Source organism: Bacillus cereus group sp. N21 (assembly GCF_016483395.1).
Taxonomy (GTDB): Bacteria; Bacillota; Bacilli; order Bacillales; family Bacillaceae_G; genus Bacillus_A; species Bacillus_A pseudomycoides.
In genome coordinates, this window is the sequence record NZ_JAEHBX010000001.1 from 127,898 (window position 1) to 151,954 (window position 24,057).

The following is a 24,057-nucleotide window of genomic DNA, read 5'->3' on the forward strand; positions in this document are numbered from 1 at the left end:
ACGGTCATATTTTGGCGTGAAATTTTTTATTTTTTTTGGTACGCTTAGAAGAATAAGAGAGGAGTTTCAAAAGATGAATCGTAAATGGTTAGTTTGGATTCCCGTTTTACTATGGATGGGGATTATTTTTTATTCTTCAGCACAGCCGTATAAGAAGCAGGATATGCGTTCAGATATTGAGAAGTATGTTCCGTCTCAATTTGTAGAAGAAAAATTCTCCGGTGTATCGATTGACTATGGCGGGGGAACACCGGTTAGCATTGAAAATAAAGGCGTTGGTGGTTTTGTTGAGTTTTTCCTTCGTAAAGGAGCTCATTTCACAGTATTCTTGATTCTTGGTGCGCTTTCGTATTATGCATTGCACCGTTCTGGTTGTTCAAGAATGCGTTCCTTCGTATTCGCACTTCTGATTGTCGCTGGATATGCAACATTCGATGAAATTCATCAATCGTTTACAGGTGACCGTACACCGATGTGGCAAGATTCAGTTTTAGATACGTCGGGCGGACTGACAGGAATTATAATAAGCAATTGGTTTTGGCATAGAAAAAGGAGCTAACCCTTCGGGATAGCTCCTTTTTTGTGAATATATCGACGCCTCGATAATATGCGACACAGCATCTCATTATTAAAATGGATTTTATACACCGAGTAATTCCTTCAACTCGTCTGTTGAGAGTTCTGTCATCCAGCTATCACTTGTGATAATAGCGCTACTCAGCGATTGTTTACGTTCTAGCATTTCATCAATTTTTTCTTCAAGTGTACCTGTTGTAATGAGTTTATGGACGTGTACAAATCGCTTTTGACCGATGCGGTATGCTCGGTCTGTCGCTTGATTTTCTACAGCTGGATTCCACCAGCGATCATAGTGAATGACGTGGTTTGCGGCAGTTAAATTTAGACCTGTGCCTCCAGCTTTTAATGAGAGGATGAAGATGTCGTATGTTCCATTTTGGAACTGTTCGATCATCTTATCACGTTCTATTTTCGGTACACTACCGTTTAGGAAGAGAACACGCTGACCGAATTTCTCTTCTAATATTTTTTGTAACATATTCCCCATTCCAATATATTGCGTGAAAATTAAGCAGCTTTCATTTTGATCTTTTATATTTTCAATAAGATCCATTAATGTTTGCGTCTTCATGGAGCGCTGCACAATATCTTTCGGCGCTTCTTCTTTTAAGTAAAGAGCGGGATGATTACAAATTTGTTTTAGCTTACTGAGCATCATTAAAATAAAACCGCGTCTTTCAATGCCTGTTAAGCCTTCAATGTTTTGTAGTGTATCTTGTACGAGTTGTTCATATAGTGATGCTTGCTCACCTGTTAGCGGACAGTATTCTTTTTGTTCTTGTTTGTCCGGTAAGTTTAATGCGACTGTTTGATCTTGTTTTGTCCGGCGCAGTAAGAACGGTGAGATGAATCTTTGTATTTGCTGAATTTTCGCTTCATCACGATCTTTCTCAATGGGTGTTACGAAGCGGCGCTGAAATTGTCCTAGGCTACCAAGATATCCGTGGTTCAAGAAGTCGAAAATAGACCATAGCTCTGCTAACCGGTTTTCCATAGGCGTACCTGTTAAAGCGATTTTGTGATTTGCTTGCAAATTACGAACCGCTTTCGATTGTTTCGTTTGCGGGTTCTTAATATTTTGCGCCTCATCCAGGATGATCGCATCCCAGCACTGCGCGTTTAACTCTTCTTCATCAAGTTGTGCTAATGCATAAGAAGTTAATACGACATCCGTACTCTGAAGAAAGTCCTTAAATGAATCGCCTTTCGAACGGTTGCTTCCATAATGTAGTTGAACCTGTAAATGCGGCGTGAAGCGTTCAAACTCCTTCTGCCAATTTCCAAGAACAGACGTCGGTGCTATGATTAGTGCCGGACCTGTTTGGATGCTTTTTTCTTTCACATATAATAAGTAAGTAATGGTTTGGATGCTTTTTCCAAGACCCATATCATCCGCTAACAACGCTCCAAATCCGAGCTCTCGTAAATATAAGAGCCACTCTACACCGTGTTCTTGGTATGGGCGAAGTGTGGCTTGCAAGGAAGATGGTATTGGAACTTTTGGAATGTCTCCGATATGCAATAATTTTTGGAAGAGCTCTTCGTAATAGCCATCTAGCTCAATTTCAATGTCTGTAAATGGATTATCTTCTTCTACAATTTCTGCTTCGGCAGAGTTTGATAAGTGCTGCTGCAAAACATCCTTCATTTCAAGGCCATATTTATCTGCACGTTTCATTAGTTTTTTCACTTCTTCAATAAAGGCAGGGTCGAGTCTCATCCATTGTCCATTTAAATTGAAGAGTCGTTTGTTTTGTTCGACAAGATCGAAAAACTCACTCTCTGATAGGTCGATGCCATCTGTGGAAACGCGCCAGTCGAAATCGACGAGAGTGTTCATGCCGAAGAAGGATTGTGTTTGATTCGTACTTTGCTTCAATTGGACGCGTAACCTTGGTTTCGTTGCTTTTAAGTTTTGCCACCAAGACGGTAGTAAAATATCAACGCCGGCTGCTAATAATTCGTTACTCGCCTCTGTTAAGAAGTTCCATGCTTCTGTTTCATAGAGCTCAGTTCGAAAGTGATCATCTTCCTTAAGCCATGGAACTAGCTTACCGAACCCTTCCTGCGTTTCTTGAATACGCTCTTCGTAGTTATGCCATCTTTTTGGTAGTGAATCGATGTCATTATAGACGTATATCCGGTGTGCTCCGCGTTTTGTGGTGATAATCGTTTCAAGTTTCCACAGTTCAAAATCATTGTGTGGTTCTTGGAGACGAAGTCCAATTGTGAAGGGAAGATCATCCTCGATGTAGCCAATTTTCCGGAGCCAATCTTCTTCATGCATTGCTGTTACAAGCTGTCTTTTCGTAAAATCATAGTGCTCATATAGTCGCTTCGCATCTTCCCAGCCATCATTAGAGCGAGCATCTTGAAGAATACTCTCATTAACTGCCTGAGAGAAAAGGGATGCTAGCGTATCATCTTGAGTTGAAACATTGCTAACTTTCCATGACGGATAATCGGACCAGCGCTTCATATCAGGTATAAAGCTTCCAGTTACAAAGGCATCCCATAGTTCTTTTGCATTTGGCGTAAGTGCGGTAATGGGATCATTCATTTGCAGCCTGGCAAATGAATTCATTGGTTTCTTGGCGAGATATTCAAATGCTTGAACGCTCGTTAGCATAATCCCGCTTCGTCCTTCGTATGTAGCTTCTTTCAAGAAGGTGCCATAGAAGGAAGTTGAATGCCATGTGAAGGCATGTTGTTTCCAATCTCTTGCAGGTAAGAGATTGCCGGTTTCATCTTCTCCCCAAAGGAACCAACCTTGACTTACGTGCTGGAGCCGAATTGTTACTTCAGTTTGTATGATCATCGATTAACTTTCCTTTCCGCAGTTCTTCCTGTAGTGCTCTTAGACGTGAATATAAGTTAGCGATTTGGACAATGAAAATGTGCCATTCATCTGTTCGTTTGAGCCGTTTATAGAGCATACGCAATTTCTTTAAGTAACGGACTGCACGGCGGTATGACTTGCGATTCCGTTCCTCAATTGCTTGCATCGTTGCAAGATGATAGAGCGGAAGAGCTGCTTCTGGTGCTTCTTTTTCAATTTCTTTCAGTGGTTCTTTTAGCAATTCAATTGCTTCAAATCCATACAAGAGATGAAGTTCTGTCCATGCATGATATTGTTTTTTTGCTAGTACATATTGTTCGTAGTTTGTGAAGCTGTATGGCAATAGTTCTTGCAAAATCATTTCAAGACCTGCTTGTTCATTTGTGTGTGTTGCATATGTTTCATACATCATGACAAACAAACGAACGATATCTTTTACAAAAAGGGGATCGGCCTGATCATTCATTGTCTTTTTCACTTGTTTATATGTGAAAGACAGCCAATTTTTGGCGCGCTCCCATTGCATTGTACTCAGTAAATCTTCGAGCCAGTCGAAATAAAGACCGACAACTTGAGCCGGTTGTGTTTCGAGTAAGACCATAGCTAAATGATCCTCTTCTTTTAAAAAGAAGAGGTGAGAAGAGGCGAGTGCTTTCGAAAGTGGATTCATCTTCGCATCAATTCGTTTTTCTTCTTCTTGTATCCAAGATTTTTCTGCTAGCAACTCTCCCCATATATGCCGGTAAATAAAGAACCTCTCCTGTGTATAGGAATCGGTAGAGAAGAAAATATCATGCACTTGTCGAGCTGTTTCTTGCAAAATTGGTTCACATTCAGCAGGAATCGATTCTGATTTCAAGTCACGTACAAGTGATTCAACTTTATCAACAAATAGCCGGACAACGTTAATAGGTTGGTGATAGGAATACGTTTTGTTTGTCTCAAAGTCAAGGATTTCTTCTAATAGCTTTTGAAAGCAAAAAAGTGCACCATGTAATTTGAACAATTCATGTATAGCAACGACACGCGGCGCTTTTCGTTCTAATTTCATGTAAAAGTCTGTAAAGATGCTCATAAGAAAATACATTTGTCTATACGAGAGTCGTGTTTGTTCTTTTTTAAATGCGTCATATTCAGATTTAAAATATGCGTGCCAACTTGTAAAGTCCGTTTCTTCAAATGCAGACGATTGTAATACTTGTCGTGCTGTTCGAATCGGAGGGAGTGATGGTTTCGTTTTATTTTTAAATAATGTTAATACTTCTCCCACTTGTCCGAAGCTAGAAGCAGCAGACAGTAGAACAGCAAGCATGTGCTCGCACTGCGTCGGCGCGAAGCAATCACAATAGCTTTCCGCGATATTACGAATCGGAATATGGACGCTATACACATTTCCTTCAGCATCTACGGTACCTGATAACGTATAGCCATCAAAATCAACGTTGTAGACAAGACCGCTGCGATATAAATGACGAGCAGTGGCAACATGCTCTTGATCGGCTACTTGCTGCGGATCGAGTCCTTGAACAAATTCATTCGCGATCATCATAATTTCATCTTTCGTAATTGAATGTTGCAGCATAGTTTTCCTCCGTACAAAAGATTTATTTCCTCTACCATTATAAACAAAAAGAGGCGAAAACAGAAAAAATGAATTTGCTCGTATTTAATCTAGAAAAATATGGTAATATATAGTTAAATACGTGACTTTTTTGTTTAGGAGGGGATTTGATTTGTCAGATTTTCAGACGAAATTAGGAAGCGGTATGAATAAGCTACAAGAAGGAATTGAACAGGGAAAGATAAAGTTGCAAGTGGCACAAGAGATTGCGCAATTAAAAAAGGAAATACAAGTGCAGCTTCATAAGAAGACAGAAGTTTTATTAGAGCTTGGCCAACAGGTATATGTTCAGATTCGAGATACTGGGGTCAAGGAAGAGGTATTAAAGCAATTAGTTGCTCCGATTCAAGAATTTGACGTTTTAATTTATCAAGCACGAAAACGAATTGTTGAACTGCAAAAACAACAAGGAGAGAAAGTAACGTGTGAGTGTGGAGGCTCTTTATCAATTGGTGATAAGTTTTGTGGGACATGCGGAAAACCAAATCCAATGCTATTTGTAGAGAGCAACGTAGAAAAGGTTACGTGTGTATCATGTAATGAGCACATTGCAAAAGGCTCCATTTTTTGTCCAGTTTGTGGAATTAAGCAAGGTGGGGGGAGTGAACGAAATGTACTGTCGCATGTGTGGGAATCAACATGGAGAAGAAGTGAACTACTGTCCAAATGAAGGAAGTATGACAATGGTGTCTGAAGACAGTGTCGTTCTTGAGCAAGACAACTCTAAATATTGCCGTGATTGTGGGAATGAAAATGCAGAGCAGAACCTGTATTGCCAAAAGTGCGGACATTCTTTATTTACAGTGAAGAAAAAAGAACATATCGTAAAGTTACCTAGTATGGAAAAAGGTCATAAAGTTGAATTAGGCTTACATAAAGGTGGTCTGAAGACAGGGATAATTGGCGGAGCAATTGCAAGCGTTCTTATGTTACTTGCGGGATGGCTTGGAAGTTTAGCGGTTTCAGAGATGATGAAAAGATATTCCATGAATTTGCTAGGGAATTAACAATGTTACCTGATTTTTATGCGAGTACACCCTCTACACTATTAAGCTATCATTTACTTGGTTTTTCAGCAGGAGATGAAGGCGGAATTGTTATATCGTTATCTTGGTATACTCCATTCTTTTTACTATTAATTATTCCATTTATTATTTTATGTGGAGTAGGGATTTGGATAGGGAAACAACGTGTTGCAAAGACGATTGGAGAACAAATCGTACTAGCGGCAACAGTCGGTATTATTTATGGATTATTCTTATTTGTAATCAGTTTTATTGCCTCACAATCAGTTGCACTCCCAGAAGTAGGAACGATAACAGTTGGATACTATTCGTTGAAAAGTTTAGTAAGTGGTTTTATGTACGGAACTTTCTTTAGTTTATTTGGATTGATTGCGCATACAAGCCGAAACAATATAGCAGATGCGTTTCAGGAGCTACTTCCATACGGGGCATCGCTATATCATGGAATGGCAGCGATGGTGAAAGGTCTTTTGCTGACAGCTGCTATTTTTTGTGTGACGACACTCATTGCACTATCTGGTAGTAATGCAAAGCCTTTCGAAGATGTAGCGCCGACAATTTCAGCGCGTGCAATGATGGCATTGCAACTCACACCAAATGTATGGAGTATGACTCATTTTGCACCAGTAGAAATAAAGGTTCCAGCGTTACAAAAGGAAATGTCTAAAGTAATGACAACAGGTGACAAAAGTATGATAGAACTTTCATTCATATCAGGTGTATCTGCTGGTGGCGTTAAAATAAAAGATATTTTAATTGCTGAAGGTGCTCCGCTATCAGCAATGGAAAGTTTTGATGAGATAAATGGTAAATTCCACCTTGGTTTGTTGCTCCTTATGATCCCAGTATTCTTTATGTTTAGAGCGGGACAAAAATTAGCGAGGGTGCCATTCTCTAATATGTATGTAACGTTAGTTGTATGTAGCGGTGCTTATACAATTATGATGATTGTAATGAATCTTCTTTCTAAAATTGAAATTAATATTGCAGGAAAGCTAACAAAGGAATTTGGAGTAGGTGGAACAGTATTTTCTATGCAGGGCGGCTGGATCTATTTAATACTCGGTAGTTTTATTCTGACATATGCAGCTGTCTTCGCTGGAATGAAATTGGCAAGGAAGTAAGGGGGAAGTATCGTGAAGTTTTGTGGAACATGTAAAAAACAAGTCGCAGATTACTTAAATTTTTGTTCTGAATGCGGAAGTAAAGTAGAAGTGATTGAAGAAAATGTAGCGGCTTCGAGAGCGGATGTACAGAGGGAAATGCAACCAAAGAAGAGCAAGAAAAATATTGTACTCCTCATTGTATTCGTCGTACTCGCTGCTTTACTATTTGGAGCATATAAATTCGGGGCATATAAATTCTCGAAAGAAAAGCAAATCAATGCATTAATTGATGCTTTCAATAAAAAAGATATAAATACAATTGATTCTCTTATAAAATCGGATGACTCAGGTTTGAAAATTAAAACAGAAGATATTAAATCTTATTTACGTTATTTAAAGGATAGTCCTTCGTACAATAAAGAATTGTTATCTTACTTACAAAAGCAAACGGTAGATACAAAGCTCGTTAACAAAGAAAGCTTTGTGGATGGACAAATTGTAGAAGATGGAAAAGAGTGGTTCTTATATCCAAAATATAAGTTCAGCATTAAGTCGTATTTTATGACGGTCAGCACAACTGCAAAAAATGCAGAAGTATATGTAAATGATAAAAAAACGGCTGATATTTCTAGCGGAAAATCTTCTAAAGAAATCGGACCTTATTTCCCTGGGACGTATGTTGTAAAAGCAAAGGCGAAGGCAGAGCTTACTGAACTAGAAACAGAAAAGGAAGTTGAGTTAGCTGGAGAAAAAGAAGGGAAAGTGGATGTGAAATTACCACTTGAAGGAAAATATGTTACAATCTCTTCTGACGAAAATAGCGCTAATGTCTTTGTAATTGGTAAAAAACGTGGGAAACTAGAGTATGGAAGCTATAAGCTCGGACCAGTACCAACAGATGGGACGGTCGAAGTTCATTTAGAGAAACAAACTGATTTTGGTGTTGTGAAAACCGAAAGCGTAAAAATTGGTGATGAGGAGAGCTCCTATTATTTAAAATTCCCAAAACAAACATCGGATACGGCAGTTGGTGACTTTGTTCGCACTCATATTTATAACAACGTGCGCGCTATTTCTTTAAATGACTTTAGTCTAATTGAAAATGACTATGATAAGAGCGGGAAATCATATAAAGAAGACCGTGATTATCTGCAATATTTAAAGAAAAAAGGGATTACTGAGGATGTATTAAAATTTGAAGTCCGTAATGTTGAACGTCAAAGTTCTACGAAATATAAAGTAACGACATATGAAGAATACAATATTCGCTATGGTGAGGGATCTGTAAAGTTTAAGAGCTTTAGCAATGAACATATCGTTACAGTAAATGCGGATGGGAAACTATTGTATCATTCAATCAGTGCGAATAATACATTGAAAACAGAAGACGTATCTGGCCCAACGCATTAAAATGTGAAAAGACTATCTCTTTACAAAGAGGTAGTCTTTTTTTGATATATCGACTTCTCTACAAAATACGACAAGCTTGTACATATGGATCTTGTAGAATTCTTTCTACTAACGGAAGCATTTCTTCTTGAAAGGGTATATCAATTGGAAATGGTTTTTGTGATCCCGGTTTTGTGCCGTATTGCACAAATTTATATTGAACGGATTGATCGTGCTTGAGCACAATCAGCTTATAGCGATTGTCATCATGTTCAAGTGAAAAATCAATTGTAGCCCCGACGTATGTTACATCATCTTTGTAGATGTATGGCTTCGGTGTGCCGATCCAGTCTATTTTTGCATGTGGGTTCATGGTATAGCCTCCTTATCGTCATTATATATATATCCATTTTGGTTTTCCAACATATAAGTCGCTGCTAGGAGACTTGCGCCCGTTTTTACTTTGCATGGGGTTAAAAAAGGCCCTGACCGCTTCTTTCCATGGCCGGTAGCTCTCTCCCACCTAAAAAAGGATGTTTTTTCATTTGTGTTTATATAAAAAAGTAAAAGCCAGCTCTCAATATATGAGAACTGGCTGAATTTTTAGCAGTCATTGGTTATTTTAAAATTTTCACTTTAACGGATTTACGTCCCCATTTATTAGCAGCTGAATCAGAGCCAACTAGAACGTCGATACGGTTACCTTTAATTGCGCCGCCAGTGTCACCAGCGATTGCTTCTCCGTAACCTTCTACCCATACTTTTGATCCAAGTGGAATCACTTTCGGGTCAACAGCAATCATCTTCATGTTTGGATTCGCTGTTAGGTCATGACCCATTGCAGTTAATACACGGCCGCCGTATGTGCCGCCATTTTCGCTCGGATGAGCTGTATATGCTGTAGCTTCAACTGTTAGTTCACGACCACCAGAAGGAGTGTTTGTTTCTGCTGCTTTGACAGCAGGTTTAGCAGCTGGTTTTTCTTGTGCTGCTGGTGCTTTTGCCTCCGCTTTAGCAGGTGCTGCAGCTTGAGCAGGAGCAGGCGTTTCTTGTTTTTCAATAACAGGTGCTGTACCTGTTAAGAAAGGAACATGAACGTAAGCCGTTTTCCCATTATATTCGAATTGTAACCACTCATTTTGTACTTGGTTCGTTGTTTCGATCATATCGTCTTTCTTAAGCGTACCAAGAACTTCTGAGTTTGTGTTTGCTTCAGCACGTACGTTTAATACGTTTGCTGTTACGTAATAGATGCTTTTTGTAAATTCTGCGTTTACGAATGCGTCTTTACCATCTAATTTGATTTTTGACCATCCGTTTTCTGTATTTGTAACATCTAATTTATGACCATTTAATAATTTGCCTACAACTTGTGATTCAGTAGTTGGGTTCTCGCGTACATTTAATACGTCTGTTGTTACAACAGTTTCTGCTTTTGCAGAAGTAGTGAAAATCCCAAGACCAAAAACCGCTGCCGTTGCTATACCAATTAATTTTTTCATGATAGCCTCCATTGCGTTTGTTTTCGTGTCCTCATTATAGCAACAGTTTTTTTCGGAATTTGGGAAATCACACAATTACAAACCATTCGTAACAAATCATTAATACTCTGTAATATAGAAAGAAATAATAGAAAGCGGTTTTCATTCCGTGTTTTTAGGAGGTTTGATAGATATCTCTATTACTTATGGCATAGAGGATATTTTTCAACTGAGATAATAATGTTACGCAGTTATTACGATAGAGTTACTAAATGGTTACAATCCTTGAGTAATTCGTCGGTTTGTGACTAAAATAGTTATATAAACATAAATAATTTGTTTGTGTATTCACAAAGAAGTGCTATATCCTTACAAAAACAACCGCATAATTGTTACAAAAAGAAAGAGCTGCTATCCGTAAATTTGGCTTTTTTCCAACTGTAACACACCTTTTTTGGGAAACACACTCCCATCCGCATCTATCTCGCACGATTTGGCGGTAGCATCTCCATTTTATAATCCGAACGGTTATATGGAGGCTCAACTGTCCATAAGAATTCTAATTGGTGAAGGCTGATTTTAGAGAGCTGAAAGAAAATCACCGCAAGAAATATTTCACTTTATCCGATTTAACATATCAGAATTAGAGTCATTTTACGAAAAAAAGAAACCTACAAAAGGGGGATTTTATGAGGAAACTGACAAAAACATTTATTGTCTCATTAACATTATGTATTGCATTTACAATTTGGGGGATTATTCCCGAATCTATAATCGGAAAAGGTAATTTAGGAAATGTGACTACTGCAATTCAAACTGCATTAGTTAGTAAATTTGGTTGGTTCTATATCATTTCTGTTTCTGTTTTCTTAGGTTTAGCTATCTTTTTAATCTTTTCAAAATATGGTTCGATCCGTTTAGGGAAAGATGATGATAAGCCTGATTATAGTTATATGACCTGGTTCGCTATGCTCTTTAGTGCCGGCATGGGAATCGGTTTGATTTTCTGGGGAGTTGCGGAACCATTAAATCATTTATACGCACCGCCATTTGGAGAGAGTGCAACAGAAGAGAGTGCACGTCTTGCACTTCGTTTTTCATTCTTCCATTGGGGATTACATCCATGGGGTTTATATGCACTTGTAGCACTTTGTATTGCTTATTTTACGTTCCGAAAAGGGAAACCAAGTACAATTAGTGCAACAGTTGGTTCTTTATTTAAGAGTGGTGAGCACGGACGGATCGCACATATGTTTGACGTATTAGCTGTATTTGCGACAGTATTCGGTGTTGCAACTTCATTAGGACTTGGAGCAAAACAAATTGCAGGTGGCGTTAGTTACTTAACATCTATTCCAAACTCATTAACAACGCAGTTAGTTATTATTGGGGTAGTAACGGTCCTATATATGTTATCTGCACAAACAGGATTAGATAAAGGGATTAAATATTTAAGTAATATAAATATTATTTTAGCCTTTGCACTTATGGCAATCTTATTATTTGCAGGTCCAACGAACTTTATTATGAATTACTTTACTTCTACAATCGGTTCGTACATTCAAGAGTTGCCAAGTATGAGCTTCCGTTTAAGCCCATTAAATGAGGGTGGTAACCAATGGATTCAATCATGGACGATATTTTACTGGGCATGGTGGATTGCATGGTCCCCATTCGTTGGTACATTCATTGCCCGTATTTCACGTGGACGTACGATTCGTGAGTTTGTTATTGGTGTGTTGCTCGTTCCAACAATTATTGGTGCGCTTTGGTTCTCTGTATTTGGAGGAACAGGTATTCACATGGAGATGTTTGATGGAGCAAATATTTATGGACAAATTAAAGAGATGGGCACAGAAATTGGATTATTCGCTATGTTAGATCATATGGGCAGCATAGGACCAGTTTTATCTGTTCTTGCGATTTTACTGATTTCAACATTCTTTATTACTTCAGCAGACTCTGCGACATTTGTTCTTGGTATGTTAACGACAAATGGTAGTTTAAATCCACCAAATCGTATTAAACTGGTTTGGGGTCTTGTTCAAGCAGCATTGGCAGCGATTTTATTATATGTAGGTGGATTAGAGGCATTGCAAACTGCTTCGATTATCGCAGCATTCCCGTTTGTATTTGTTATCTTCTTTATGGCTGCTTCCCTATTTAAAGAATTACAGAAGGAAGTTCGTCATCACCATAAATAATAGAAGGAAAGAGCTGATTTTGAATCAGCTCTTTTTTGATAGGTTGTGCGAATTCCTGTTGATTAGCAGTTGTCGCAGGTTGTCGAATGGTCGATAAGTTGTGTCGAACCGCCGATATATTGTCAAAAGTAATCCATATTTTTGACAAAAATTTGTCGGAAATGTGTTGTCACTTTTGCGTATATGTGCTATATTATTTCCTGTAAGCGATTTCAAATGGTTTTTAAGCGTATTCAAGGGGGACAACTAGAATAATGAAGCGTTACGAAAGAAAGTGGAAGCATATTTGTTTGAAACGTGTGGCACATCGTAGTGTCCAAGAAAACACGGAACCAAAGACTGAAGTGTCTAAAGAACAGCAAGAGAAGCAATTGGTTTTACAAAAATAGCAGTCACTTTTTCGTATATAAATGAAAGTAGATCGTTCGTTGGGGGATGGACGTGAAAATTACTTTCGACTAAGGGGTATTGTCCGATATATAGATTTAAAGTAAAAATAAGCACAGAGCATACGGCGCTCTGTGCTTATTTTTTTAATCAAACGTTTGTTTAATTTTGAACGAGCCGCTGCCACTTTTACTTTTTAAACCTGACTGTCTTGTCCCATCCGATAATTTGTTTTTTATTTTTAGCGCGTAAGTATAGGAAGAGGCTTCTGATAAATAGGTACGTAAAGAGCTGGGCGTATGTGAAATACATTCATAAAAAAAGCTGACCCGAAAATTCGGATCAGCTCGATTTTTATTATAAGAACATCATACCTGCAACTGCTGCATTTAAGAAGTTCGCTAGTGTACCAGCGATTACTGCTTTAATCCCAAGCTGTGCAATTTGTTTACGGCGAGAAGGAGCAAGTGTCCCTGTTACACCTAATTGAATTGCGATAGAAGAGAAGTTTGCAAAGCCACAGATTGCAAATGTTAAGATCATATTTGTTTTATCAGACAGCTCTGACATGTGTGGACCTAAGTTTGCATATGCAACGAATTCGTTGATTGCAAGTTTTTGTCCGATAAAGCTAGCTGCTTGTACAGCTTCGTTTGGTGAAACACCGATTAGGATAGCAAATGGAGATAGAATATATCCAAAGATTAAATCAAGGCTAAGTTTAATATGGAACCAAGATCCAACCCATCCTAATAGGCCGTTTAATACAGCGATTAATGCGATGAACGCCATTAACATTGCTGCAACGTTAATAACAAGCTGCATACCTTCAGATGCACCGCGTGCTGCTGCATCGATAACGTTAGCATCTTCACGCTCTGTAGAAAGTTGTACATTGTTATCCGGTTTTTCTGTTTCTGGCATAATTAGTTTTGCAATTAATAAGCTTGATGGTGCTGCCATAATTGCTGCTGCTAATAAGTGCTCTAGCGGAATTCCCATTGCTGCATAACCAACAAGAACTGACCCAGCAACGGCTGTCATACCGCTTACCATAATCGTGAAGAATTCACTGTTGGTTAGACGTGTTAAGTACGGTTTAATTAGAATTGGTGCTTCTGTTTGTCCTAAGAAAACAGTTGTTACTGCGTTTAAGCTTTCTGCTTTAGAAGTGCCAAGAAGTTTGCTTAATGCACCACCAACGATACTAACGAATTTTTGCATAATGCCAAAATAATATAAAATTGCTACTAATGAACTAATAAATACAATTGGAAGTAGTGCTTGAATTACGAAGACGAAGCCCCAAGGACCTTTTGAGTTTACTAAATCCCCAACGACGAATTTAATTCCCTCATAAGAAAAATTGATTAAGCCTTGAACGCCGTCAGAAGCAACTTTTAAGCCAGCTTTTCCGGCATCCCATCGTAACACGATGAAAGAAAACGTAATTTGTAATGCTAGCGCAATTAAAATTGTGCGCCAATTTATAGCTTTGCGGTTGGAAGATAGTAAAAAAGCAATTGCTAAAACTCCAATCACGCCGCCAATTCCCCATAAAACATTCATGCAGTATAAATCTCCTCTCTCATAGTAAAAAAGTATACATAACAGATGTCTATACGCTACGAAAATAGCATCTTAAGTAACTTATCACACCGGACATCAGAGGTCAAACGTCTATTGAAAAGTTTTAATAGAAAGAAAATTCTTTAAGAAAACACATATCAATCTTATGGAGGCGAAATAGGTTATGTTTTTTAGGGAGATATATTCATTATTATAACGCTATGAGCTGTTTTTATAGAATATAGTGTATGAAATAAGAGGAGAGAAACATATTTGTAGAAATACGAATTGAAAAAATGATAAAGACTTTTCTTTTATAGGTAAGGAGAGAGCATCCGGCCATGGATAGAAGCGGTCAGTGCCTTTTCTCGCCCCATGCCGAATTGAAAACAAAAGGAGAAAAAGAGAGTAGGTCACCTTTTGTTTTCATAGCAGGAACTTATCCTTCAAAAAACAAGGTGGGTGATGGAAGTTTCATTTTATATAAATACAAATTGAAAAAATGATAAAGACTTTTCTTTTATAGGTAAGGAGAGAGCATCCGACCATGGATAGAAGCGGTCAGTGCCTTTTTTCGCCCCATGCCGAATTGAAAACAAAAGGAGAAAAAGAGAGCAGGTCATCTTTTGTTCTTCGTAGCAGCGACTTATATGTGAAAAATCAAAAAGGATTTATATAAAAAGAGTCTTCTAGTAATCTAGAAGACTCTGAAACTATGACTTAAGGTGCTTTTGTATATCCTAAGAAGTGGCTGCTCCAGTAAGAGTTATTCATTGAAACAATTTTAACTCCGTTGTCACCAGCTTGAATAAATGATCCGCCGCCAAGGTAGATACCCATGTGAGAAGGACCTGGCTTATAAGTGTTTTGGAAATAGATTAAATCGCCTGGTTGTGGATTTGAAGTTTTTGGTAGACTGCTCCAATATCCTGCTACAGTTTGACGGCTAATGTTGTGACCGAATTTGTTAAATACGTGGAAAATGTAACCACTGCAGTCAACACCATTAGCAGAAGTGCCACCCCATACATATGGTACGCCTTGCATTGATTTTGCATATGCAAGAATAGATGATGTATCACCACTTGTGTTGCCTGCGTTATTATTATTATTTTGGTTGTTGTTATTGTTACTGTTGTTAGGTTTATTGTCTACAGCGCCACCGACTGGTGTTTTAGATAGGAAACGAGTTCCTACATAGCCAGTGCGACCGTTGTAGTTAATTTTACTCCATCCATAATGTTCAGAAATAACTTGTACTTTTTGACCTTGTGGAAGAGCACCGATTACGCTGTAATTTGTACCTTCGCCGCTACGTACATTTAATGCTGCCGCATTAATGTAGTATTCACCAACAGATGTTTGTGGTTGCTCAGGCTGGTTTGGTTGTTCCGGTGTCGTTGTGCCACCTTTAACAAATTTCACAAATTCGCTACTTACATAGCCAGTTTTACCGTGATGATTAATTTTGTACCAACCATTTTCTACACCAGTTACATTTAATGTTTGACCGTTTAATACGCCACCAAGTACACCGTGGTATGTAGCTGGGCCTGTACGAACACGTAATGATGTTGTATTAACAACATAAGTACCGCCAGTTTGAACAGTTACATTATTATTGATTTCTTGTTGTTGATTATTACCTTGGACAACATCGTTACTAGAACCACCTTTTGTTACGTAGTCCTTGCTAAGGTAAGCAGTTTGTCCAGCATAGTTAATTTTGAACCAATCTTGAACTTCGCCAACAACTTGTACAACTTGTCCTTTATGAACAGATCCTAAAACTGTATGAGAAGTGCTAGGGCCTGTACGGACGCGAAGAGAAGATACATTTACTGTATAGTTTCCGCTTGCTGCTTGAACATTGTTGTTATTTGAAGAACCAGCGTTTGAAGAAATGCCAGATATGAATTGTCCACTAACGTAACCAGTTTTGCCGTTATGGTTAATTTTAACCCATCCGTTTTCTATGCTAATAACTTGCAATGTTTGTCCTTCATATACACGTCCCATAATGGAACTAGAAGTATTTGGGCTTGTGCGAACACGCAATACATCAGCAGTAACTTTGTTTTTGCCACCTGTGCTTACGTTTGGTGTTGTACCATTTTTTGATACGAATTGTCCACTAACGTAACCAGTTTTACCATTATGGTTAATTTTAACCCAACCGTTTTCTTCACCGATTACGTTTAATGTTTGACCCTCATATACGCGAGAGATGATGTCGTGAGAAGTGCTAGCTCCTGAACGAACGTGTAATACGTCAGCAGTAACTGTGTAGTTTGAATTGTTTTGTGGTGCAGCTTGAACAGTTTGTGTAGCAGGCTTTTGTGTATTTTCAGGGGCAGCTTGAACGCTATCTAATGTCGGGGCTGCTCCTCCTGCTACAGACACTGCCGCAAGACCGGCAAGATATTTTTTCATGTTTTGTCGATTCCTTTCTGTCTGTAATGTAGTGATGAAATATTTACCAACTGTTAAAAATTCTAAAAGGCATGTCGATTACTGTCAAGGCTTATGCGGGAATCTGAATATGTCAAAAATATTACGAAAAAAAATCAAGGTGCATGCTCCACCTTGATTTTGAACGAAAATACATACATTGTTTTATTGTTAAATTTAAAACGTTCGTGTTTAAGGTAATGAGATATTAGAAGTTGAAAAACTTTGGACAAATGTTTTTTGTAGTAGTTTGGTGATTGGCCCAACTTGACCATTTTGGATGGCAGTTCCATCAAGATGTGTCATAGGCAGCACTTCTACAGTTGTTCCTGTAAAAAAGCACTCGTCAGCGTTATAGACATCACGAATACTGAATAATTCTTCTTGAACAGGAATCTGTAGTTTATGGGCTAAGGAAAGAATATATTGACGAATAATCCCGTTTAGGATTAGGTGATTAGCAGGGTGGGTATAAAGGATCCCGTTTTTTACAAGAAAAAAGTTCGAGTGACTACCCTCTGTAACTATTCCGTTACGAACGAGAAGGGCTTCTTTACATCCTTTGCGTTCTGCTTTTGTGGCAGCCAATACATTTGGCAATAAATTTAAGGATTTAATATCACAGCGGAGCCAACGTGTATCAGGTTCTGATATGGCACGTATTCCGTATTCAATCCATAAAGCGGGTCGTTCTTTTTTTGAGATATAAGCATAAATCGTTGGGGTTACATCAAAAGAGAATGCGTGCGCACGATGCTGTACTCCTCGAGAAACTTGCAGGTAGATGGTACCATCTTCTTGGAAGTTATTATTTTCGAGTAATTTGTAAAGTAGTGTAATGAGTTCTGCTTTAGAGAAAGGTAGTGTTAGTTCTATTTCATCCATTGAACGGTATAACCGAGTTAAATGTGGATCTAATAAGTGGATGTTTCCTTTATAAATACGAATTACTTCATAGACACCATCTCCAAATTGTAAACCACGTTCTTCTAATTGTATGTACGGTTGTTTGTTATTTGTATCAATAATTGTGTCATTCCATAATACAAATCTTTCGTATGCCATTTTACTTCCCATCCTTTCTTAATTGTTTTAATGATGAGTGGTGAGAGCTCGTATGGAAACGCCAATTTATTGTATTTCGCATATACAAATTCGCAAATGAGAAATGAGAATCCTGCTTTTTAGAAATAAAAAAAGCAACATTCATATAGAACGTTGCTTGCAACAATGTTGCATAAGGAGGGTAGCTTGTTTCATAGGGATATTGTCTTGGTATAGCTTAGAAAGGTGACCAGTAAACCAAACGGCTTTACTAAGACAATGGATGTTACTTCCCGGTAACGTCAGGGAAATTGTTACACAAATGATACTATTATTCCCCATGAGGAATGAACAGAACACTGTTTACAAATTCTATTATAGAGATGTTTCATGAATTTTATGTAAATATTTGGTGAAGATTGTGTAATTTTATCATACTAATGTAGAGAAAAAGACGCTGAGATTACTCAGCGCCTTTTTTGTCTTCTTTAATAATTGTTTTTACTTCGCCCGTTTTAATTTTGTTGCTTTCGGAGAAGCGAAGTAAGTCTCCCTCAATGAGTTTATCAGACATGTGCAGTTCATTTTGTGCACGATCAATCATCGCTTGAGCTTCTTCTTTCGGTACTTCTACAATTTCGCCTGTTTCGCGGTTATAGAATGTATTGTTTGTATATATATATTGTTCTGTTATAAAACTTCCATCACGAAGAACAACGAATGATTTATAATCTGGTGAGAATACATCATGACCGAAGCTAATGTCATTGCTTGAATCAACACCAAGTAAGTTTAGAATTGTTGGTTTAATATCAATTTCACCTGTTGGTTTTGAAATTGTTTTACCTTCTTTTTGACCTGGAACGTGAATGAACATTGGTGTACGTTGTAAGTTCATATGATCAAATGTTGTAATTTCTTCTTTTCCTAAGAATTGTGCCATCGCACGGTTATGGTTTTCAGAAATACCATAGTGGTCACCGTAGAATACGATAACCGAGTTATCATAAATACCTTCTGCTTTTAGACGTTCAATAAAGTTTTTCAGTGCTTCGTCTAAGTAACGAGCTGTTACCATGTAACGGTCAAATACACCATCACCAGAGTTGTAAGGTTCGATTAATTTTGTACCGTCATCATAAGTAAATGGATAGTGGTTGGTTAAACTAAGGAAGCGAGTATAGAATGGCTTCTTCACTTGTTTTAACATATCCACGGATTGATTAAAGTACTCAATATCTTTTAATCCCCAGTTTAACTTTGTTTCTGGTGTGATTTTGTAGTCAAGTTCGTTATAGTAACGGTCGTAACCAAGTGCAGGATACATGATGTTACGGTTCCAGAATGTTGCATTGTTCGCGTGGAATACAGCTGTGTAATACCCTTGCTGACGCAGGATTTCTGGTGTTGCAGTATATTCGTTATTACCATGTGTAAAGAATACAGCACCTCGGTCTAACGGATATAGTGATGTATCTACTAAGAATTCAGCATCCGATGTTTTTCCTTGTCCAGTTTGGTGGAAGAAGTTATCGAAGTAATAGCTTTCTTTTGCAAATTGGTTTAAGAATGGTGTAACTTCTTGACCATTTACTGTCGCACCAATTAAGAATGTTTGCAAGGATTCAAGAGAAACGACGATTACGTTTTTCCCTTTCGCAACGCCAAACATATTTGGATCTGGTTTCTCTTTGAGTGTCTTCACATAGTTTTCTGTTTCTTGTAATTTGCTACCATCAGCAAATGCTTTTTGTGAACTTGATTTCGCTTGTAAGCCAAGATCATATAATTGGTGAGTATATAAACCTAAGTTTTTCACGAGCATAACACGGTCAAATGAACGCGTTAATAGTTCCGGACGCTCAGTCTCTGCAAGACCTAAGTTTGCGAAGAAAATAGCAACCGTTGATACGAAGTATAAAGAACGCATTGGACGTGACACACGCTCCGTTTTTGCAAAGTCTTTCTTCTTTTTTAATAAAACGAAGAAAAGAATAATATCAGCAAATGCAACAATGATTTTGTAGTTGAGTAGTTCTTTTACACTAGAACCTAACTGTCCAAAGTTGGACGTTTGCCCAAGTACCGGTAAAGTAACGAAATCATTGTAGAATCCGTAGAACATTACGTTACCAACAAGAACGATTGTTAAAACAAAATCAATTCCAAGTGCTATATAATTACGTTTTTTTCCTTTTGCGAATAATGCAAGACCCACAAGCAGTAATGATGTTGCCAATGGACTAATGAATAAGATAAATTCTTGCATGAAAGATTCAAGTTTCAAATCAAAGCTCGTACGCGTTATGATGTAAGTTTTTAGCCATAAGGCCAAAGCGACGAACAAAGTAAAACGCACATTATGAAATTGTGATTTTAAAGATTCCTTCATCCATTTCCACCCTTTCTCTATCAGGCTTGGTCGATTTTTGAGAGAAAAATGCTAAAATAAAAAATACATAGTTTTCTTGGCCATGAGCAGGGTTTTCTATATCACCCATATACGACTTTAACTATGCATACCCTTTTGGTTTCCTGCCATTTCTTTTGTTGATCCATAAGCATAACGTCATTTCTGTATTATACAACAAAATTCAATTCTTAGAAACACTATAACATTTTACAGTTTTTGTATTTTCGTTGTTGCTGCCAGAGAAAACTTTAACATTGGTTTATATGCTCGTCAACTAGAAAATATAACAAAGATAAAAGAGAATGTTAAGAGAAATAGAACATTTTATATTGAGAAATATTGATAGAAAATATATAAACCCTTTCTTTTTAGATGGGAGAGAGCGTCCGCCTGAGCATAGAGGCGGTCAGGTCCTTTTTTCGCCCCATGCCGAATTTAAAACAAAGGGAGAAGGAGAGAGCAGGTCCATTTTGTATGCAAAGCAACTTATAAGTGAAAGAACAAAAAGAGTGATTTAGCAAAATTTTGATTGGTGATGGAAATTTTAATGTATAACCCCCCTCTTTTTAGGTGGGAGAGAGCGTCCGCCTGAGCTTAGAAACGGTCAGATCCTTTTTTCGCCCCATGATGAGTTTAAAACAAAGGGAGGAGAAGAGAGCAGGTCTTCTTTTGTTCCCGAAGCCGTGATTTATATGTGAAAAATCTTATTATAATTAGAGTAAATAGCGGGAAATGATTGCGAACACTTGTTCTTTTTGGTGTTGTCTGTTACAATAAGTTTTCATCGATCGGTTATGTGTATATTGGATGAGCTTTTTATTGACTAATGAGGCTAGTTTTTTCTTTTTGAAGGCACATCTACTTTTGCGTATAGTGAAAAAACAAAATATGGGGGCTCTTTATATGGAACGAAAATTTTCAGTTGAAGCGTTTTGGAATAAAGTGAAACATGTAGCGAAACAAGCGGGACAATCGGTTATTTATGCAAGTTTATTGCTGTTTTACGTTATGCAAAGACCGGATGTTCCAAAACGAGTAAAGGCACCCATTATCGGAGCACTTGCTTACTTTATTGCGCCAATTGATGCGATTCCGGATTTTATAGCGGGAATTGGTTATACGGATGATTTAGGGGCATTAACAGCTGCACTTTTGCAAGCATCCATGTATGTAAATGAAGATGTAAAAGAAAAAGCGCAGATGAAATTAGCGGATTGGTTTGGTTCAGATATAGACACATCGTTTATCGATCAAAAATTAGATCAATAGGTGAGAACTGTCATGTGCTGGCAGGGCAAACATAAGCGAGGAAGTGTACTATGCCATCAGGAAAAACACATACGAAAATAAACTTACTTTCTCTTCCGATTGTTTTATTTATGCTTGTTTCGTATGGATTAACAAATTTTGATTTTTTACTCACTTTTGCGATAGGATTTTTAATCGGCACATTTTTCTTAACACCAGATTTGGATATTCATAGTAACGCCTATAATAAATGGGGATTACTTCGTATTTTTTGGTATCCGTATCAATGTGTGATGCCGCATCGTTCTTTTTTAACGCATACGCTTGTAATCGGTGATCTCATTCGTATATTGTATATGCTTCTTGTCTTTTCTCCATTCCTATACATAGTAAATAAAATGGTACTAGACGGAAGGTTGCTTGAGATTGCAAAGGAACATGATGTTGCTTTAACGACATTTGTAATTGGAGTTATCGCTGCGAGTGCACTCCATATTATAGCGGATCGATTGAATACGCGCCGGAAAAAGCTTATGAGAAAAAAGAAGAAAAGAAGAAGAAGGTAGGGCACTTGCGAATTGCGAGTGCTTTTTCTTTTTTAGTTGTGCTGAACGAGGCATAAGGCTTTTAATCAAACGTTTGTTTAAAGTGAAATACGCCAGAGTGACAGTCTCTTCTTTTGTTAATCAAACGTTTGTTTAAAATAATGAGGGAAGAATGAAACTTACTTTTTTCCTATTTATAGAAAGTACAATTAAACGAAAAAACGGGAAAAATAATCAGAAAAATCTTTTTAAAATAAAAATGGTATGGTAAAGTATAAATACAAATAATTGAAAACGTTTTCTTAAAACGTTTTTTATTTTAGGCTTAAAGGTATGATGACCTGGTAGTCTATTGATAGGGTTTTAAGGACCTTAACACAGGGGATTACAGAAAGGGAGAGGACAATGGGGACATGGACACAAGTTTACAATCCGTTCGGTAACATTTGGATTTCCGCAGCGGTAGCACTTATTCCAATTATCTTTTTTTTCTTGGCTTTAGCAGTGTTTCGTATGAAGGGGTATGTGGCAGGATTTATTACAGTTGTGTTAACGATTTTAGTTGCGCTATTTGCGTATAAAATGCCGTTTACAATGGCGATGGCTGCAACTGGATATGGTTTCTTATATGGGTTATGGCCAATTGCATGGATTATTGTGATGTCGGTATTTTTATATAAGATTTCTGTTAAAACAGGGCAATTTGATGTGATTCGTGCATCGGTACTATCGATTACAAATGATCATCGTTTACTCGTTATTTTAATTGGTTTTTCATTTGGCGCATTTTTGGAAGGGGCAGCAGGATTTGGTGCACCGGTAGCAATTACGGCAGCACTTCTTGCAGGTCTTGGTTTAAATCCGTTATATGCGGCTGGACTTTGCTTAATTGCCAATACAGCACCAGTAGCGTTTGGAGCGATGGGGATTCCGATTACAGTTGCGGGGCAAGTAACGGGTATTGATCCTCACAAAATCGGCCAAATGGCTGGGCATCAATTGCCATTCTTATCACTATTTGTTCCATTCTTTATCGTATTTTTAATGGATGGCTTCAAAGGTATAAAACAAACATGGCCTGCATTATTTGTAGCAGGTGGTTCATTTGCAATTACACAGTTTATTACAGCGACGTTTTTAGGACCGGAACTTCCGGATATTACATCAGCACTTGTCAGCTTAGTATGTTTAGCATTATTCCTAAAAGTATGGCAACCGAAAGAAATTTATCAATCTAATCAAGCGAACGCTGAAGTGGCTGCAACGACGGCTTCATCAATGCCGAAATTAACAGTTGGAAAAGTTGTGAAAGCTTGGTCACCGTTTATTATTTTGACGGTGATGGTTGTCATTTGGAGTCAAGGGTTCTTTAAAGCTTTATTTGCTCCAGGCGGGGCGTTAGAAAGTCTTGTCTTTAAGTTTGAAGTTCCAGGATTGCATAATTTAGTAATGAAGGCAGAGCCAATTGTAAATAAACCAACGCCTTATGAGGCGGTATTAAAGTTTGACGTTCTATCCGCAACAGGAACAGCGATTTTAATCGCGTGTATCATTTCAATCTTTATACTGAAAATGAGCGCAAAACAAGCAGTTGAAACGTTTAAAGAGACATTACAAGAATTAAAAATGCCAATTCTATCTATAGGTTTCGTATTAGGATTCGCATTCATCGCAAACTATTCTGGTTTATCGTCAACACTCGCGTTAGCATTAGCAGGAACAGGTGGATTATTCCCGTTCTTCTCACCATTCCTTGGTTGGATCGGCGTATTCTTAACAGGATCAGATACGTCGGCAAACGCATTATTCTCCAACTTACAAGCTATTACAGCGCAGCAAGTTGGCGTATCAGAAGTATTGCTTGTTGCTGCAAATACAACAGGTGGTGTAACGGGTAAAATGATTTCTCCGCAATCGATTGCGATCGCGTGTGCAGCAGTAGGTCTCGCTGGAAAAGAATCTGACTTATTCCGCTTCACAGTAAAACATAGTATATTCTTTGTAGTTATTGTTGGGATTATGACATATGTACAAGCTTATTATTTAACGTGGATGATACCGTAAGTAGAGAAAAGATTCATAGCCACCAACTTAACACAAACAAGCCAGGTGCTTTTAGTACCTGGCTTGTTTGTTTCTAAAATTATACATAACCT

General features: G+C 37.9%; 15 protein-coding genes and 2 pseudogenes. 9 read left to right on the forward strand and 8 right to left on the reverse strand.

Going from position 1 to position 24,057, the window contains the following annotated elements; translation table 11 throughout:
• The first annotated feature begins 73 nt into the window (after positions 1–73).
• Complete coding sequence (locus JDS96_RS00630; RefSeq protein ID WP_003203138.1) at positions 74–559, forward strand: VanZ family protein; 486 nt, start codon at positions 74–76, stop codon at positions 557–559.
• Positions 560–640: 81 nt separating this feature from the next.
• On the opposite strand, the gene JDS96_RS00635 is transcribed toward JDS96_RS00630, so the two are convergent.
• Together JDS96_RS00635 and JDS96_RS00640 are read right to left on the reverse strand one after the other, a co-directional pair.
• Positions 641–3,397 (reverse strand): DEAD/DEAH box helicase, encoded by a 2,757-nt coding sequence (locus tag JDS96_RS00635; protein ID WP_199665728.1) that lies wholly within the window; start codon positions 3,395–3,397, stop codon positions 641–643.
• Positions 3,381–5,000, reverse strand: coding sequence for an SWIM zinc finger family protein (locus tag JDS96_RS00640; RefSeq protein ID WP_199665729.1), 1,620 nt, complete (start codon positions 4,998–5,000; stop codon positions 3,381–3,383). The genes JDS96_RS00635 and JDS96_RS00640 overlap by 17 nt, the downstream gene beginning before the upstream one ends.
• Before the next feature lie 151 nt (positions 5,001–5,151).
• Between JDS96_RS00640 and JDS96_RS00645 the strand changes: the two are divergent.
• From JDS96_RS00645 to JDS96_RS00655, 3 genes and pseudogenes are all read left to right on the forward strand, one after another.
• A pseudogene (locus JDS96_RS00645) lies at positions 5,152–5,637 on the forward strand (zinc ribbon domain-containing protein); the annotation flags it as partial.
• A gap of 13 nt (positions 5,638–5,650) precedes the next feature.
• Positions 5,651–7,188: pseudogene (locus tag JDS96_RS00650) on the forward strand (zinc ribbon domain-containing protein).
• A gap of 12 nt (positions 7,189–7,200) precedes the next feature.
• A complete protein-coding gene (locus tag JDS96_RS00655) occupies positions 7,201–8,580 on the forward strand; it encodes a zinc ribbon domain-containing protein (RefSeq protein WP_199665730.1) in 1,380 nt (459 codons plus the stop codon).
• A 58-nt stretch (positions 8,581–8,638) separates the two neighbouring features.
• Here the strand turns inward: JDS96_RS00655 and JDS96_RS00660 are convergent, their stop codons facing one another.
• Positions 8,639–8,932: a DUF3910 family protein gene (locus JDS96_RS00660; protein WP_199665731.1), complete on the reverse strand. Its 294-nt coding sequence runs from the start codon at positions 8,930–8,932 to the stop codon at positions 8,639–8,641.
• 244 nt (positions 8,933–9,176) lie between these two features.
• The gene (locus JDS96_RS00665) at positions 9,177–10,073 is read right to left on the reverse strand and encodes a cell wall-binding protein EntA (protein WP_003209025.1); all 897 of its coding nucleotides are present in this window, start codon (positions 10,071–10,073) and stop codon (positions 9,177–9,179) included.
• Positions 10,074–10,729: 656 nt separating this feature from the next.
• Here JDS96_RS00665 and opuD point away from each other — a divergent pair.
• Positions 10,730–12,244, forward strand: coding sequence for a glycine betaine transporter OpuD (gene opuD / locus JDS96_RS00670; protein ID WP_199665732.1), 1,515 nt, complete (start codon positions 10,730–10,732; stop codon positions 12,242–12,244).
• A 254-nt stretch (positions 12,245–12,498) separates the two neighbouring features.
• Positions 12,499–12,633 carry a hypothetical protein gene (locus JDS96_RS32770; protein ID WP_003205060.1) on the forward strand — a complete coding sequence of 45 codons (135 nt, stop codon included), beginning with the start codon at positions 12,499–12,501 and terminating at the stop codon, positions 12,631–12,633.
• 355 nt (positions 12,634–12,988) lie between these two features.
• Here JDS96_RS32770 and JDS96_RS00675 read toward each other — a convergent pair whose 3' ends face one another.
• The 4 genes from JDS96_RS00675 to JDS96_RS00690 all read right to left on the reverse strand — a co-directional run bounded on the left by JDS96_RS00675 (position 12,989) and on the right by JDS96_RS00690 (position 20,087).
• Complete coding sequence (locus tag JDS96_RS00675) at positions 12,989–14,200, reverse strand: NupC/NupG family nucleoside CNT transporter (protein WP_003205061.1); 1,212 nt, start codon at positions 14,198–14,200, stop codon at positions 12,989–12,991.
• A 720-nt stretch (positions 14,201–14,920) separates the two neighbouring features.
• A complete protein-coding gene (locus JDS96_RS00680) occupies positions 14,921–16,633 on the reverse strand; it encodes a C40 family peptidase (protein ID WP_199665733.1) in 1,713 nt (570 codons plus the stop codon).
• Positions 16,634–16,843: 210 nt separating this feature from the next.
• On the reverse strand, positions 16,844–17,728 hold the full coding sequence (locus tag JDS96_RS00685; protein ID WP_006097492.1) for a D-amino-acid transaminase: 885 nt from the start codon (positions 17,726–17,728) through the stop codon (positions 16,844–16,846).
• Between the two features lie 430 nt (positions 17,729–18,158).
• Complete coding sequence (locus JDS96_RS00690; RefSeq protein ID WP_018765155.1) at positions 18,159–20,087, reverse strand: LTA synthase family protein; 1,929 nt, start codon at positions 20,085–20,087, stop codon at positions 18,159–18,161.
• A 924-nt stretch (positions 20,088–21,011) separates the two neighbouring features.
• Here JDS96_RS00690 and JDS96_RS00695 point away from each other — a divergent pair.
• From JDS96_RS00695 to lldP, 3 genes are all read left to right on the forward strand, one after another.
• A complete protein-coding gene (locus JDS96_RS00695; RefSeq protein WP_199665734.1) occupies positions 21,012–21,377 on the forward strand; it encodes a YkvA family protein in 366 nt (121 codons plus the stop codon).
• Between the two features lie 50 nt (positions 21,378–21,427).
• Positions 21,428–21,922, forward strand: coding sequence for a metal-binding protein (locus tag JDS96_RS00700; RefSeq protein WP_003209033.1), 495 nt, complete (start codon positions 21,428–21,430; stop codon positions 21,920–21,922).
• Between the two features lie 384 nt (positions 21,923–22,306).
• The gene (lldP, locus tag JDS96_RS00705; protein ID WP_199665735.1) at positions 22,307–23,965 is read left to right on the forward strand and encodes an L-lactate permease; all 1,659 of its coding nucleotides are present in this window, start codon (positions 22,307–22,309) and stop codon (positions 23,963–23,965) included.
• The last annotated feature ends 92 nt before the right edge of the window (positions 23,966–24,057 follow it).

Coding starts and splice junctions, on each gene's coding strand:
- JDS96_RS00630 (WP_003203138.1), top strand. CDS start 74: ATGAATCGTAAATGGTTAGTTTGGATTCCCGTTTTACTATGGATGGGG.
- JDS96_RS00635 (WP_199665728.1), bottom strand. CDS start 3,397: ATGATCATACAAACTGAAGTAACAATTCGGCTCCAGCACGTAAGTCAA.
- JDS96_RS00640 (WP_199665729.1), bottom strand. CDS start 5,000: ATGCTGCAACATTCAATTACGAAAGATGAAATTATGATGATCGCGAAT.
- JDS96_RS00660 (WP_199665731.1), bottom strand. CDS start 8,932: ATGAACCCACATGCAAAAATAGACTGGATCGGCACACCGAAGCCATAC.
- JDS96_RS00665 (WP_003209025.1), bottom strand. CDS start 10,073: ATGGAGGCTATCATGAAAAAATTAATTGGTATAGCAACGGCAGCGGTT.
- opuD (WP_199665732.1), top strand. CDS start 10,730: ATGAGGAAACTGACAAAAACATTTATTGTCTCATTAACATTATGTATT.
- JDS96_RS32770 (WP_003205060.1), top strand. CDS start 12,499: ATGAAGCGTTACGAAAGAAAGTGGAAGCATATTTGTTTGAAACGTGTG.
- JDS96_RS00675 (WP_003205061.1), bottom strand. CDS start 14,200: ATGAATGTTTTATGGGGAATTGGCGGCGTGATTGGAGTTTTAGCAATT.
- JDS96_RS00680 (WP_199665733.1), bottom strand. CDS start 16,633: ATGAAAAAATATCTTGCCGGTCTTGCGGCAGTGTCTGTAGCAGGAGGA.
- JDS96_RS00685 (WP_006097492.1), bottom strand. CDS start 17,728: ATGGGAAGTAAAATGGCATACGAAAGATTTGTATTATGGAATGACACA.
- JDS96_RS00690 (WP_018765155.1), bottom strand. CDS start 20,087: ATGAAGGAATCTTTAAAATCACAATTTCATAATGTGCGTTTTACTTTG.
- JDS96_RS00695 (WP_199665734.1), top strand. CDS start 21,012: ATGGAACGAAAATTTTCAGTTGAAGCGTTTTGGAATAAAGTGAAACAT.
- JDS96_RS00700 (WP_003209033.1), top strand. CDS start 21,428: ATGCCATCAGGAAAAACACATACGAAAATAAACTTACTTTCTCTTCCG.
- lldP (WP_199665735.1), top strand. CDS start 22,307: ATGGGGACATGGACACAAGTTTACAATCCGTTCGGTAACATTTGGATT.